At 67.9% G+C, this 13,849-nt stretch carries 11 protein-coding genes; 2 read left to right on the forward strand and 9 right to left on the reverse strand.

Annotated features, from left to right (window positions below):
- Positions 1-34: 34 nt before the first annotated feature.
- Positions 35-2,242, reverse strand: a complete 2,208-nt coding sequence (locus ACZ5M6_RS08735) for a TonB-dependent hemoglobin/transferrin/lactoferrin family receptor (protein WP_464158180.1) — start codon at positions 2,240-2,242, stop codon at positions 35-37.
- Between the two features lie 108 nt (positions 2,243-2,350).
- Between ACZ5M6_RS08735 and ACZ5M6_RS08740 the strand changes: the two genes are divergently transcribed.
- Positions 2,351-2,893 carry a hypothetical protein gene (locus ACZ5M6_RS08740; protein WP_464158181.1) on the forward strand — a complete coding sequence of 181 codons (543 nt, stop codon included), beginning with the start codon at positions 2,351-2,353 and terminating at the stop codon, positions 2,891-2,893.
- A 9-nt stretch (positions 2,894-2,902) separates the two neighbouring features.
- Here ACZ5M6_RS08740 and ychF read toward each other — a convergent pair whose 3' ends face one another.
- From ychF to ACZ5M6_RS08780, 8 genes are all read right to left on the reverse strand, one after another.
- Positions 2,903-3,997, reverse strand: coding sequence for a redox-regulated ATPase YchF (gene ychF / locus ACZ5M6_RS08745; protein WP_152949891.1), 1,095 nt, complete (start codon positions 3,995-3,997; stop codon positions 2,903-2,905).
- A 70-nt stretch (positions 3,998-4,067) separates the two neighbouring features.
- Positions 4,068-4,553, reverse strand: coding sequence for a copper chaperone PCu(A)C (locus ACZ5M6_RS08750; protein ID WP_054765391.1), 486 nt, complete (start codon positions 4,551-4,553; stop codon positions 4,068-4,070).
- 13 nt (positions 4,554-4,566) lie between these two features.
- Positions 4,567-5,922, reverse strand: a complete 1,356-nt coding sequence (locus ACZ5M6_RS08755) for a PepSY-associated TM helix domain-containing protein (RefSeq protein WP_464158184.1) — start codon at positions 5,920-5,922, stop codon at positions 4,567-4,569.
- A complete protein-coding gene (locus ACZ5M6_RS08760; protein ID WP_464158186.1) occupies positions 5,922-7,997 on the reverse strand; it encodes a TonB-dependent receptor family protein in 2,076 nt (691 codons plus the stop codon). Before ACZ5M6_RS08760 ends, ACZ5M6_RS08755 begins: the two co-directional genes overlap by 1 nt.
- 67 nt (positions 7,998-8,064) lie before the next feature.
- On the reverse strand, positions 8,065-8,451 hold the full coding sequence (locus ACZ5M6_RS08765; RefSeq protein WP_464158188.1) for a DUF2946 family protein: 387 nt from the start codon (positions 8,449-8,451) through the stop codon (positions 8,065-8,067).
- Positions 8,452-8,488: 37 nt separating this feature from the next.
- The gene (gene pth, locus ACZ5M6_RS08770; RefSeq protein WP_182713913.1) at positions 8,489-9,109 is read right to left on the reverse strand and encodes an aminoacyl-tRNA hydrolase; all 621 of its coding nucleotides are present in this window, start codon (positions 9,107-9,109) and stop codon (positions 8,489-8,491) included.
- Between the two features lie 88 nt (positions 9,110-9,197).
- The gene (locus ACZ5M6_RS08775) at positions 9,198-9,815 is read right to left on the reverse strand and encodes a 50S ribosomal protein L25/general stress protein Ctc (protein WP_054765396.1); all 618 of its coding nucleotides are present in this window, start codon (positions 9,813-9,815) and stop codon (positions 9,198-9,200) included.
- Positions 9,816-9,967: 152 nt separating this feature from the next.
- Positions 9,968-12,253 (reverse strand): hybrid sensor histidine kinase/response regulator, encoded by a 2,286-nt coding sequence (locus tag ACZ5M6_RS08780; RefSeq protein ID WP_464158190.1) that lies wholly within the window; start codon positions 12,251-12,253, stop codon positions 9,968-9,970.
- A gap of 152 nt (positions 12,254-12,405) precedes the next feature.
- Between ACZ5M6_RS08780 and ACZ5M6_RS08785 the strand changes: the two genes are divergently transcribed.
- Entirely contained in the window at positions 12,406-13,818 is a 1,413-nt protein-coding gene (locus ACZ5M6_RS08785) for a sensor histidine kinase (protein WP_054765398.1), read from the forward strand.
- Positions 13,819-13,849: the final 31 nt, after the last annotated feature.

Below are 13,849 nucleotides of genomic sequence, written 5' to 3' on the forward strand. Positions count from 1 at the left end.
GGCTTGTCTTGGAAAGGTGAACGGTCATGGTCGGTTACAGACGCAGGGTCAGCGACAGGCCGAAGTTGCGGCCCGGCTGGGTGTAGGCGTCCTTGACGCTCGAGGTCTCCGACAGGCCCCGCACATCGCTCCACCAGCCATAGGTCTCGTCGAACAGGTTGAAGGCCCCGCCGCGCAGGGTCACACGCTCGGTCACGTTCCAATAGGCGGTCAGGTCCAGAAGGGCGAAGCTGTCGCCCAGATAGCAGCTCGATCCGCAGGACAGGCCATAGGCGGCCTGATCCTTCTTGCCCGACCAGGTGACGGTCGCCGATCCGCCCCAGACGCCGGACGGCGCGGCGTACTGGAGCCCCGCCACCACCTTGACCGGATCGACGCTGCCCAGTTCGGCCCGCCGGCCGCCGTTCGTCTGTTCGCCCTCGGCATAGGCGGCCGAGCCGATCAGGCTGAAGCCGTTGTCCCAATAGAGATCGGCGCGGGCCTCCAGGCCGCGGATATCGACCTCGGTCAGGTTCACATATTGATAGACCAGCGGATCCACGCCCGGCACGCCCGTTCCGCTGACGGGGATCTGGTCGATGAAGTCGTCATAGTGGGTGGCGAAGGCGGTGGTGTTCAGACGCATCACGCCCCCGGCCACGCCGATGTCGCGCAGTCGGAAGCCGGCCTCGAAGCTTTCGCTGGTTTCCGGCGACAGGTTCGGATTGGGTATCGAACGATAGCCGAAGACGGGATTCTCGAAATAGTTGTTCACCTGCATCGGCGAGGGGGCGCGAAAGCCCAGGCCGTAGCTGGCGAAGACGCCCAGATGCGCGCCGGTCCAATAGACGACGCCCAGCTTGGGCGAGATATGGTCGTCGCTCTGTCCCGAGGCTGCGGCGGGGAACACGGCGTCCACCTTGGGCGACAGCTCGTACCAGTCGTAGCGGACGGCGGGGATGATGCTGAGGGCGCCGCCCAGGGTCTCGATCTCGTCCTGGACGAACAGGCCTGCCAGCTGGAAATCGGTTGTCGGGAAGGCGCGGACAGGGAAGGTCTCGCCGACCGGCGGCGTGATCCCGTCGCGCAGACCCTCCTGGGTCGTCTTGGACCAGTCGCCGCCGAAGGTGACGCGGTGCCGGACCGCGCTCGTCTTGCCGAAGACCCGCGCCCCTTGGGCGGCCAGGCCATAGACCCTGTTGTCGAAGGTGACGTCCCGCGCCCGGTCCACGGCCGGCGTGCGATCCTCAAAGGTGTACTGCCGCGTCTCGGCGTCCTGCCAGTAAAGGCCGATCGAGCCGTCGCTCAGGCCGGCGAAATCATTGAAGCGCCAATCACCGCTTATGCGGTCGCGACGGGTCTCGTCATGGGCGGTGACGGACAGGACGGTCGCGGACCGGCTGCTCAGGGCGTCGCCGGTCATGTCGGAATCCAGATGGTCGTAGGTCAGACGCAGCACATGGTTCGGCGCGGCCTGCCACACCAGCTTGCCCAGATAGGCGTTGGAGGCGAAGTCCTGGGGGTTGGGCTCGGTGCGGGCGGCGCCGACCCCGCCGGTTTGGCCCTTATTCTCCGTCTCCTGATGGTCGCGGCGGGTGTAGGCGATCAGCCCTGACAAGGCGCCCGATCGGCCGGCGAAGGCCAGTCCCTCGGTCCAGCCCTCGTCGGCCGAGCCGTAGCCGACTCGCGCCCGTGCGCCGAAGGCCTGGCCGGCGGTCAGAAAATCGACCGGATCCTTGGTCTTGAACGCCACCGCACCCGCCACGCCGTCCGAGCCGTAAAGGGCCGAAGCCGGGCCGCGCAGGATCTCCACCGACTTGGTCAGGTCCAGGTCGTTATAGCCGCCGCGCCCTACCGCCTGGGCCCCGAAGCTGAAGCCCGCCGGCAGACGAACGCCGTCGTTGATGATCAGCACCCGGTCGCCGCCCATGCCCCGGATGGTGAAGCCCGAATCGCCGTCGCGGCCCGCGCCGGACAGGGCCAGGCTGAAGCGGGCGGGGGAGGTGGGCACGCTGACCCCCGGCTCATACCGGATCAGATCCTTCATGTCTGTCGCCAACATGGTCTCGATCTCGGCGTCAGTGATGACGCTGATCGTGCCGGGCGTCCGGGACGCCTGCCGCTCCGATCGCGTGCCGATCACGACGATTGGATCAATCTGGGTCGCTGCGACCTGCGGCGTTTCGGCCCGCGCGGACGCGGTGGAATGGGCGGTGGCGGCCGCAGTGACGGCGACGGTGCAGAGGAGAAGGTGATTGCGCATAATAGCCCCGGCTGATGAAGGCGGCTTCATTAATGCGAACGATTATCAGAATCAACCGCACTTGTCGCGCGGGTTTGAACCGGAGTTGGGTCTCGACGTTGCGGTGTCATGAGACTCGCCTTGTTTCCGCTGCTCGCCCTGGGTTCCCTGCTGGGCGCTTGCGGCGAGAATGACGTCAATCCTCCCGACCAGCCCGCCGCGCCGCTCAGGACCGCCGAAGCCATGCAGGCGGTTGAACCGCCCGGCCCCTCGTCCCTGGCGTCGCGGGGGCCGCGCAGCTTCGTCGGGGTCTGGGCCGGCGACCTCGCTTGGTGCGCCCGCCCGCAGGGCGACCGATGGACCCTGACCATCACCCCTCAACGGTTCGAGGGGTATGAGAACCGTTGCGACATCGCCCATATTGACGAGACGCCCCACGGCTATGTGGCGACGTTAAACTGCACGGCGGAGGGGCAGGTCGCGACCGAGCGCGTCCACATGGCGGCGGCCGGCGACGTCATGAACCTGACCTATATTGACCGGGACATGACCACGGTGAAGCTGCTGCGCTGCCCCGGCTCGCCACGGGCGCCCGACCCCGCCAATCCGCTGGAGAAGATGCTGAAGCCCGACAAGGACCAGGACCAGGCCGCAGCGCGGCAGTCCCCCTGATCTGACGCCTCAGTTGAACAGGAAGTTCATCACGTCGCCGTCCTTGACGACGTAAGACTTGCCTTCCGCGCGCAGCTTGCCGGCTTCGCGCGCCTTGGCCTCGCCGCGCAGGGCGACGAAGTCTTCGAAGGCGATGGTCTCGGCGCGGATGAAGCCTTTTTCGAAGTCGGTGTGGATGACCCCGGCCGCCTGGGGCGCGGTGTCGCCGACATTGATGGTCCAGGCGCGGGCCTCTTTGGGACCGACCGTGAAATAGGTCTGCAGGCCCAGCAGCTTGTAGGCCTCGCGGATCAGCCGGTTCAGGCCGGGTTCCTCCAGACCCAGGGTCTCCAGGAACTCTTTCTGCTCGGCGTCGTCCAGCACGGCGATCTCGGATTCGATCTGGGCCGAGATGACGACCGAGTTGGCGTTGTCCTGGGCGGCGCGGGCGGCGACCTTGGCCGACAGCTCATTGCCCTGGTCGGCCGAACCCTCTTCGACATTGGCGACATAGAGGGCGGGCAGGGCGGTCAGCAGCTGCAGCATGTGCCAGGCCTTCATATCCTCCTTGGATACCTCGGCGGTGCGGGCGGGCTTGCCGGCGTTCAGCTGGGCCAGGGCCAAATCGACCAGTTTCAGCGTAAGCGCCGAATCCTTGTCGCCGGTCTTGGCCCGCTTCTCCAGCTGGGGCCGGCGGCGCTCCAGGCTTTCCATATCGGCCAGCATCAGCTCGGTCTCGATGATGTCCAGATCGGCGATCGGATCGATGCGGTTTTCGACGTGGGTGATGTCGTCGTCGACGAAGCAGCGGGCGACGAAGGCCACGGCGTCGCAGTCGCGGATATTGGCCAGGAACTGGTTGCCCAGGCCTTCGCCCTTGGAGGCGCCGCGCACCAGGCCCGCGACGTCCACGAAGGTGATGCGGGCGGGAATGATCTCCTTGGAGCCTGCGATCTCGGCCAGGGCGTTCAGGCGCGGCTCTGGCACGGCCACGTCGCCGGTGTTCGGCTCGATGGTGCAGAACGGATAGTTGGCCGCCTGGGCCGCCGCCGTCTTGGTCAGGGCGTTGAACAGGGTGGACTTGCCGACATTGGGCAGGCCGACGATCGCGACTTTCAGGGCCATGGGATTCCTCGTGAGGCGCGAGCCTTTAGCCGGTTCGAACCGGTTTGTCAGGCTCGCGCTTCAAAAGGCCTCAGTGGGCGGCGTGATCCATCCCCGCCATGGTCGGTTGGCGCACCGCCGCCTGAACCGTCACCTCGGGCGCCGAGGCGAACGTCAGGGTGATGGGCACGGTCTCGCCTGCGACCAGGGGGGCGGTCAGGCCGATCAGCATCAGATGATTGGCGCCGGGCGCCAGCTCGACCGCCTGACCGGCCGCCAACGGCAGGCCCTCGGTCAGTTGGGCCATCTTCATCATGCCGTTCTCGGTCTTCATCTCATGGACCTGAAGCTCGGCCGCGCGCGGGGTGGAGCCGCCGGTCAGCCGGTCGTCGGTCGCGGCGGTCAGGGTGACGTAGCAGCCCCCGGCCTTGGCTCCGTTGGGCGAAGGGCGGCACCAGGCGTCGGCGGCGGTCACGGCGGCGGCCGTCGCCTCAGCGGCAGGGGCCGGCTTGTCCGCAGGCGGGTTGCAGGCCGTCAGTGCAAGGGCGGCGACGGCGAGGGACAGATGGGTCTTCATGGCGTCGGTTCTTTCAGGAAACGGCGGGACGGCGCCGGATCATCGGCCGCACGGCTCGATCGAGCAATACGGCGAAGACCAGGCTCAGGCCCGTCAGGGGATAGAGGAGGGCGAGGGGCAGGACGATGCCCAGGACGGCGGCGCGGATGCGCGGTCCGGGCGGGGCGGGCGGGCCGCCCAGTCGCAGGCGCGACAGGTTCGGCGGGCGGCGCTTCCACCACATGACCAGACCGCTGATCGCCAGCAGCCAGACGCCGATACAGCCCAGCAGCATGATGATCCGGTTCAGCTGGCCGTACTGTGTGCCCTGGTGGGTATAGACGCCCCATTCGACGGTTTTGGCGCCGACGCCGAACCGGTCGTAGCCGAGGTCGGCCAGCAGACGCCCCGAGGCGGCGTCGATGTACAGGGACCGGCTGTCCTGAACCCGGCGGGCCTGTGTGGTGATCGTATAGGCCGTGCCGCCGGCGGCGGGGATGTTGACGGCGTAGGGCCGGGCCAGACCGGCGTCGTCGGCGGCCTTCAGCACCCGGTCCAGTGCGCCGTGGCCCGCGTGGTCGTGGGTCATGACCATTCCGTCCATGGCCCAACCGGCGCCGATGGGCTGGTCATGGTGTTCGGCGCGCTGCCAGGCTCCCGCGACAGGCGCGGGCGGGCGGCCCAGACCGCTGGACTTGACGGCGTCCATCACCGTGTCGCCCCAGAAGGCCGACCAGGGCATGCCGGTGACCGCCAGGAACAGCACCACACCGCCGACGTAAAAGCCCGTCAGGGCGTGCAGGTCGCGCCAGAAGGGGCGGCGTCGGGCGTCGGTCGTTCGGAGCGAGACGGTCGCGACAGCCCGTCCACGCGGCCACCACAGATAGAGGCCCGTGGCGAACAGGATGATGGTCCAGCCCGCCACGATCTCGACCAGGATGTTGAACGGCCGCCCCAGCAGGGTCAGGCTGTGGGTCTTCTTCACCAGTTCCATGACCCCGCCGGCGGAAAAGGCGCCGGTGGCGTGGCCGGTGTGCGGATCGACGAAGACCGTCTTCTGCACCCCGTCGGGCCGATCCACGCGCAGGCGGACGGCCTGGTCCAGCCGGGCGGGCAGGACCAGATTGGCGACCCGACCGCCGCCGGCGGCCTGGGCCGCCGACGTCAGCCAGGTTTCCGGCGCGGTCTGGGTTTGGGCCGCCGGCACGCGGATCATGTCCCGATAAAGGGCTCCGTCGATCTCGTCCTTGAACAGATAAAGCCCACCCGTCAGGGCCAGCAGCATCAGCACGGGCATGACGAAGACGCCGGCGTAGAAATGCCAACGCCAGACGGCGCGGTAGGCGCCGGACAGATCGTCCGGCGCCTGGGTTGTGGCCTTCCCGGCCATCAGTAGCTCATCCTGACGCCGACATAGGCCGAGCGGCCTTCGCCGGGGAAGAAGACGGCTGTCGAAGCGGTCCGGGCGTCCGTAACTGCGCTGAAGTTCGAGACATAGGCCTCATCGAACAGGTTGCGCACGTCAGCGAAGACGGTCAGCCCGTCCCGCACGGTCCAGCCCATGTTCAGGTTCGCCACCGTATAGGCGGGCGACTTCAGGGTGTTGGCGTAGTCGACCCAGGCGTCCGCCATCGACCATTCCACGCCGGGGGCCAAGAACCACCCCGCCGGGTGGTCATACCGCAGCTCGGCCCGATAGAGGTGCGGCGGCACCACCGGCAGGTCCGCGTCGCCGTAGACCTTGTCTCCGTCGAAGTGGAAGTCGGAGAAGGCGTAGGTCTGGCGCAGCCGCCATTGCGGCGCGATCCGCCAATCCAGCCCCGCCTCTATACCCTGGTGAACCGTGGGCCCGGCGTTGAAGGTGGAGGCGGGAATGCCCAGCGAGGCGTTGACGACGAAGTTCAGCAGTTCGTGGTTCAGATCGGCGCGATACACGGTGACGTCCCAGGTCACCGGACCGCGGCGACCACGCGTACCGACTTCCCAGGTCACGGCCTCCTGCGGGACCAGGGGGAGATACCCGGCCGCGGTGGGCGACAGGGCCGAGAAGTTGGGCGGCTCGACCGAGCGGGTGACATTGGCGAAGACCTGATCGCCCTGCTCGCTTTCCCACAACAGGCCGGCGCGGGGGGCGAACCAGTCGAAGCTCTTGTCGACGGTCAGGTCGATCGTGCCGGAGACGCCGGGGACCACATAGCTCTGATAGTCCCGCTCGGCGCGGCCCCAGGTTCCCCCGGCGACCAGGGTCAGGCGGTCGGTGACGAACAGCCGCCCCTCGCCGAAGACGTCCAGCCCCTTGCCGTTCTGGAAGCTGCGGGCGCGCAGGCCGTTCTGCTGTCCGGCCAGATTGCCCCACTGTTTGGCGTCCAGATCGCCCTGACGATACCAGGCGCCGTAGAAGGCGTCGGCGCGCAGGCCGAAGACCTGTCCCTGCCAGTCGAACCGTCCGAAGGCGCCGTAGTTGCGGCTTTCCTGATCGATCACCTGGAAGATGGGGTGGTCCAGATCCTTCCAGGTTCCATAGATCGCGCCCTCGAACACGGTGGACTCGTCCAGCCGCCAGCGCGTCTGCACCGTCGTGCGGACTGATTGCATATTGCGCTGGTAGTTCAGGGTGATGTTGCTCGGTGTCGCCGCCTGGGGCTTGGTCAGTGCGTCCGATAGGCTGACGCTGCCGGGGATTTCCTGATGGATGTCGCCCCCCGAGACCAGCAGACGAACCTCCCGGTCCTGGCCGAAGCTGCGGCCGATGTTGGCGGACAGGTGCAGGGACTTGCCCTCGCTCTGTTGACGCCAGCCGTCCACGCTCTGGCCCGTAACGGCGGCGAAGCCGTCCCAGTCGCCCCGGACGCCCGCGACCTCGGCATGGGCGCGCACCGTGCCATAGGAGCCGCCGTCCAGCCGCAGGCTCAGGTTCGAAGTCGCCGTGTGGCCGGTCGGCGTGACCAGATTGATCGCACCGCCCAGCAGGGCGCCGCCGAAACGCAGGGCGTTGCCGCCCTTGTAGACCTCGGTATAGCGGGCGATCAGCGGGTCGATCAGCTGGAAGTCGCCGAAACCGTCGGCCTCGTTGAACGGAACCCCGTCCTGGGCCAGCAGGGTTCCACGGTTATGGATGGAGTTGCCGATGCCCGAGCCCCGGATCGAAAGCCGGATGTCGCCCCCCCACTTCTTCTGGGCATAGACGCCCGGCGCGTCGCGCAGCACGTCGGCGAGGTTGGGCGCATAGCGGTCGGCGTAGGATTCGGCCGAGACGACGGCGACCGCGCCCGGCGTGCGGGCCAGACGCTCCCGCGCCTCGGCGACGACGGCGGGGTCGTCGGCGTTGCGGCGGGCGGTGACGATGACGGTGTCGAGGACGGCGGGCTCTGACGCCTGTTGCGCCAGGGCGGGGCTGGCCCATCCGGTCGTGGACAGGGCGGCGAGCAGCAGGGCGCAGGGCGCCGCAGTGGTCTTGAGAGACATGATGATCCTGAAGTCAGAACGGGAAAGGGCGCGCGGGCGCTGAGCCGGCGCGGGCTTCGTGTCTGGTTCAGGCGTAGGGTGGGGCGGTGGACGGCGGACGCGGCGGCGCGCGGGCCGGCGGCGGGGGGCTGACGCGGGCCGGCATATAGACGACGGTCTCGACCGTGCGGATGACCGGCGCGGGTTCGGGTGCGGGCGGGGCGGGCAGGGCGGCGGCCAGGGGCACGACGCAGGCTGCGCACTTGGCCCCCAGATGCTTGTTGACCGGGCCGTCCATGCCGCCGGACTGGATGGTCTGCGGCCCTTCTGCGGAACAGATGACCAGAGGCTGGCCCGGCTGGGCCGCCGCCAAGGCGCCGAACGGCAGCAGACTTCCGAGCACGATGGCGAAGACCGCCGCCAGGAAGGCGAGCGACTTCGATGTCGACCAATGATCGGCGCCGGAACGGTTCACGCCTCGCCTCTACGGCGTTTCGCCAAGGGCGTACAGGCTACAGTTCGCCGCGCGCCGCCTGTCGGGGGCTGAACTTGGGCGCCGGGGCCAGGCGCATGACCTCGCCCTGATAGCGTTCGTCGTCGCCGGCGACGGCGAAGGGCAAAGCGTCAGCGCAGGCCTGGAGCAGGGCGTCCAGCCAGGGCTGCTCCGCCTTGTGGAAGTCTCCCAGGACGTGGGGCATGACCATCTCCTTCTCGCCGGGATGGCCGATCCCCATTCGGGCGCGACGGAAGTCCGGTCCCAGATGACTGATCAGCGAGCGGATTCCGTTCTGGCCCGCCGCTCCGCCGCCGGTCTTCATGCGGAACCGACCGGGCGCCAGGTCGATCTCGTCATGGAAGACGATGATCTCGCTGGGCTTGATCTTGTAGAAGCGCGCGGCCTCGCCGACGGCCCGGCCGCTCTCGTTCATATAGGTCTGGGGCTTCATCAGCAGGACCTTGACCGGCCCGTTCGCCGTCTCGACCTGACCCTCGCTGACGATCGACTGAAACTTGGCCCGCTCGGGGCCGAACCGCCAGCGCCGCGCGATCTCGTCGGCGGCCATGAAGCCGATGTTGTGGCGGTTCTTCTCGTATTTGGCGCCTGGGTTGCCCAGACCGGCAATGATGATCATGGCGCTCCTCATGCCGTTTGCGTCGCGCAAAGAAAAGCCCCGCCGCGGCGAGCCGCGCGGGGCCTGACTTCGGCGATGCGACGAAGGTTCAGCCTTCGGTCGTCTCGGCCTCGGCGGCTTCGTCGGCGGCGGCCGACAGGGCGGCGGACGAGACCTTGATGGTGGCGATCACGAAGTCGCGGTCGGTGATGGTGGGCTGGGCGCCCTTGGGCAGGGCGATGTCCGAGATGCGGATGGTGTCACCCATCTGGGCCTTGGCCAGATCGACCACCAGTTCTTCCGGAATGCTGTCGGCCTTGACCAGGATTTCAACGGCGTGACGGACGACTTCCAGCGAACCGCCCTGACGGGCGAACGGCGCTTCGTCAGCGTTCTTGAAGTGCACGGGCACTTCGATCTTGACCGGGGCGTGCTCGTCGACGCGCATCAGGTCGAAGTGCAGGGGACGGTCCGACACCGGGTCGAACTGTACGTCCTTGGCGATGACCGGCTGGGTTTCTTCGCCGTACTTCAGCGTCACCAGATGGCCCAGCAGCTTGCCGGTGTAGAGCGACTTGCGGAAGTCCTTCTCGTTCACCGAAAGGGCGACGGGGGCCTTGTCGCCGCCGTACAGGACGCCCGGCACGAAACCGGCGCGACGGGCGGCGCGGGCGCCACCGGTGCCGACGCCTTCGCGGACGTCCACGTTCAGAATGATCTCGGCCATCTGGCTCGCCTCAACAACAACGGAAACACCGCGCCAACCCTGGGCCCGCGCGGCGGGGGTCATGAACCCTCGAATTCAAGAGCGCGGGCTATTACACGCATCATGACGGATGTGCAACCGCCTGAGACCGGATCGGCGACCGCTCAGCGGAATCACGCCGCCTGGGCGTCGATCTTCGGCAGGGCGGCGGGGTCGATGACGATCGCCAGCAGTTCGGCGGCGTTGAACGGCTTGGCCAGATGGTGGTCCGCTCCGGCCGAGCGACCCGCCGCCACATGTTCGGGCATGGCGTTGGCCGTCAACATGACGATCGGGGTTCGCGCCGCCCCGGTCGCGCTTTCATGCAGTCGAATCTCCCGGGTGGCGGTCAGGCCGTCCATCACCGGCATCTGCATGTCCATCAGCACCAAGTCAAAGCTGCGAAGACGGAAGGCGTCAACGGCCTCTGCGCCGTTTTCGACCATGCACAGCTCGACCGAGGTCTGGGCTAGAATCAGCTCGATCACCCGACGGTTGGTGGGATGGTCGTCGGCGACCAGCACCCGCACGGGACGGCGCAGGCGAGCCGGCGTTTCAGGGTCGGCCTGGGTTTCGCTCTGGGCCGGAGCGTCGCAGACCGACAGGGGCAGGGTCAGTATGAAGGCCGAGCCGCCCCCGGGCTCGCTTTCGCAATCCAGGTCGCCGCCCATCATCTCCGCCAACTGGCGGCAGATCGACAGCCCCAGGCCGGAGCCGCCGAACTTGCGCGTAATGCCGCCGTCGGCCTGTTCGAAGCGTCGGAACAGACGCTCTCTCGTCGCTGAGTCGAAACCGATGCCGGTGTCTTCGACGGTGAAGCGCAGGGTCGGCCCACGCGCATGGTCCGCTCCACGCTGGACGGTCAGGCCGACAAAGCCCTGGCTGGTGAATTTGACGGCGTTGGAGATCAGATTGGTCAGGATCTGCTTCAGGCGCACGACGTCGCCCCTGACCCAAAGCCCGTCTTCGACATCGATGTCCACATGGAAGCCGAGGTGCTTCTCGCGGGCGTTCTCGGCATAGAGCTGGGCCGCCTCGCGCACCGCGCCAGCCAGTTCGAAGGCGTCCTCAGTCAATTCCAGCCTGCCCGATTCGACCCGCGCCAGATCCAGAATGTCGCTCAGCAGGGTCCGAAGCGTCTGGCCGGAGGCTTGCATCAGATCCAGGATTTCGCGCTGCTCGGCCGTCAGTTCCGTCTTGGCTAGAGCCTGGGACAGGCCGATGACGCCGTTCAGCGGGGTGCGAATCTCGTGGCTCATATTGGCCAGGAACAGGCTCTTGGCCACATTGGCCGCCTCGGCCGCGTCGCGCGCCTCGCCCAGGGCGCGGGCGTCGTGCTTCAGGTCGGTGATGTCGTTGCAGACGGTGACGGTCCCACCCTCCGCCGTCCGGCGGTCCTGGATCCGCAGCCAGCGGTCGCCAGCCACCTGCTGCTCAATGAAGGAGGATGCGGCGCGGCGCGCCCTCAGCCGCTCGGCGATCCACTCGTCCTCGCGCCCGATGGCGTCGTCATACCGCCCTTCGTCCATGCCGATCCGAATCAGGTCCAGGAAGGGGGTCCCGACCTTTAGAAGCGGCCCCAGTTCCGGGTTCACCTGGGCATAGCGGGCGTTCCACAGCACCAGTCGATCGTCGGCGTCGAAGAAGGCCAGGCCGTCCGGCATGGCTTCGACCGCCTCGCGGATGCGCGCCAGGGCTCCCGCCCGCGTCATATAGGCCATGACCCCGATCACCCCGCCCGTTCCGCCGACGGCCAGAAAGACGAGGATGATCAGGGGGCGCATCGCCTCTGGAGACAAGGCGGCCTGCCGTCCCGCCGCCGGATCGGGCGTCACGCTCAGCGCCGCCGTACCCATGACATGGAGGAACATGATGGCGGCGACCGCCCCGCCGGCGCTCAACAACAGGCGAGGAAGGCTGCCCCGACGATGCAGGAAGGCGGTTGCGCCCGCGATGGCCATGCCGCCGACGATAGACAGAACCACCAGATCGGACCGCCACTCCATCCGACCGGACGCCTGGAAACCCACCATGCCCAGATAGTGCATGGCCGCCACGCCGGACAAGGCGATCAGCCCCGCAAACGTCCGCCACAGCCGTCCTCGCGCCAGGGCCACGACGACGGCCAAGCCGATCATCGCCATAGCCAATATGCTGGACCCCAGGGCCAGGCCGACGTCATAGGTCCCGCCCAGGCGGGCGGCCAGCGCCTTCATGGCCAGGACATGGGCCACCCAGGTCGTGAGCGAGGCGACGATGCCGGCGGCGACGGCGAGCCGCCAGCGCGTCTTGACGTCCCGCCGGCGTGTCAGCTCGATCAACTGCAGGGTCGACGCCATTCCCGCAAAGCAGAAGGCGACGGCGAGCAGGCTGAGCCGCCAGTCGTGACCGTACAGGACCGCGTCCATCGTCCGAACCAAGGAAGTTCCCCCTTTGGCGACAGCCTGCCTAAAACTCCTAAACAAACCGTGCGGTCAGGCTTGGAAAAATCGCCGGTCCTGTCGGCGCGGCGTCACAAAATCCGTGCAAGGATGGGATTTACCCAACCGTTCGAGCGAGTCTCGCGCCGCCCATGTCCTATGATTCCTCGCCTTCGCCGGTGGCGCCGACCTCGACGTCTCGATTGTGGACGGTAGGCATCAGCATCGCGATCGCGGTGGGGGTTCTGCTGGGTCTCGCCTTCGTCCATCCTCAGATCGCCGGATGGCTGGTCGGCGGGGCGGTGGTGGTGGCCGGATCGGCCTGGCTGCTGAACGCCCAGTCGCCGGCGCCGGCGCCGACGCCGACGCCGGAGGGCGCGCCGGCGGACGGGCCGACCGATCCCGTCACCGCCGACCTGCTGGACCGGGTGTTCGAAAGCCTGGACGATCCTGTTCTGATCGTCAGCGGCGGCGAACCGGACGACATCGCCGGTCGGCGCATCGTGATGGCGAACAAGGCCGCGCGCGACCTGTTGCGGATTCATCGTCAGGGCGCGCTGCTGGTCCAGGTGATCCGTGAGCCGGGGGTGCTGGAAGCCGTGGACGAAGCCCTCTTCGGCGACGTCTCGCGCACGACAGACTACACCACCGGCGGGCAGCGGGACCGGCGCTGGCGCGCCTGGACGCGGCCCTTGTCCACCGAGGCGGGGGAGGGGCGCGATCCCCTGGCCCTGGTCGTCCTGCGCGATGAGACCGCCGCGCGCCGCACCGAGATGATGCGCGTCGACTTCCTGGCCAACGCCAGCCACGAACTGCGCACGCCGCTCGCCTCGCTCAGCGGCTTCATTGAAACCCTGAAAGGTCACGCGCGCGACGACGCCGCAGCGCGCGACCGATTCCTGGACATCATGTCGGCCCAGGCGGATCGCATGGGACGTCTGGTCGCCGACCTTCTGTCGCTCAGCCGGATCGAGCTGAATGAACACATCCCGCCGTCAGGCCGGGTCGATCTGGATCGCGCGGCGGCGGACGTGGTCGACGCCGTCAGCATTCTGACCCAGGCCAAACAGATCGTCGTGGCCCTGGATCGCGGGGAGACGCGCGCCTCCATAAACGGCGACCGCGACGAAATCCTCCAGGTCGTCCAGAATCTGCTGGATAACGCCGTCAAATATTCGCCTGCCGGGGGAACGGTGGAGATTTCGGTGCGCTCGGATCTGTCGTTCGACGAGGCCTGGTCGTCCCGCATGCCGGGCGCGACGCGGTTGCCGCTGGTCACGCCGGACCGGGCTGCGGGCGTCCTCTATGCAGCCGTCACCGTGCGCGATCATGGGCCGGGCATGGCGCGCGAGCACCTGCCGCGACTGACCGAGCGATTCTATCGGGTCGAAGGTCAAAAGAGCGGCGAGCGCCAGGGCACAGGACTGGGCCTGGCCATCGTCAAACACATCGTCAATCGCCACGAGGGCGGTCTGGTGGTGGAGAGCGCACCGGGTCTGGGCGCCGCCTTTACCGCCTGGTTCCCCATGGTGGTCGAACGACGGGATGTTCGCGCCGCCTCGTGATCGGCGCGTCGCAAAAGCCTGCGCTGTTATG

The organism is Brevundimonas sp. Br13 (genome assembly GCF_055391505.1).

Excerpts from the sequence above, each read along its gene's own strand:
- ACZ5M6_RS08760 (WP_464158186.1), bottom strand. The coding sequence starts at position 7,997 with ATGTCTCTCAAGACCACTGCGGCGCCCTGCGCCCTGCTGCTCGCCGCC.
- pth (WP_182713913.1), bottom strand. The coding sequence starts at position 9,109 with ATGATCATCATTGCCGGTCTGGGCAACCCAGGCGCCAAATACGAGAAG.
- ACZ5M6_RS08785 (WP_054765398.1), top strand. The coding sequence starts at position 12,406 with ATGTCCTATGATTCCTCGCCTTCGCCGGTGGCGCCGACCTCGACGTCT.
- ACZ5M6_RS08735 (WP_464158180.1), bottom strand. The coding sequence starts at position 2,242 with ATGCGCAATCACCTTCTCCTCTGCACCGTCGCCGTCACTGCGGCCGCC.
- ACZ5M6_RS08755 (WP_464158184.1), bottom strand. The coding sequence starts at position 5,922 with ATGGCCGGGAAGGCCACAACCCAGGCGCCGGACGATCTGTCCGGCGCC.
- ACZ5M6_RS08740 (WP_464158181.1), top strand. The coding sequence starts at position 2,351 with ATGAGACTCGCCTTGTTTCCGCTGCTCGCCCTGGGTTCCCTGCTGGGC.
- ACZ5M6_RS08775 (WP_054765396.1), bottom strand. The coding sequence starts at position 9,815 with ATGGCCGAGATCATTCTGAACGTGGACGTCCGCGAAGGCGTCGGCACC.
- ychF (WP_152949891.1), bottom strand. The coding sequence starts at position 3,997 with ATGGCCCTGAAAGTCGCGATCGTCGGCCTGCCCAATGTCGGCAAGTCC.
- ACZ5M6_RS08750 (WP_054765391.1), bottom strand. The coding sequence starts at position 4,553 with ATGAAGACCCATCTGTCCCTCGCCGTCGCCGCCCTTGCACTGACGGCC.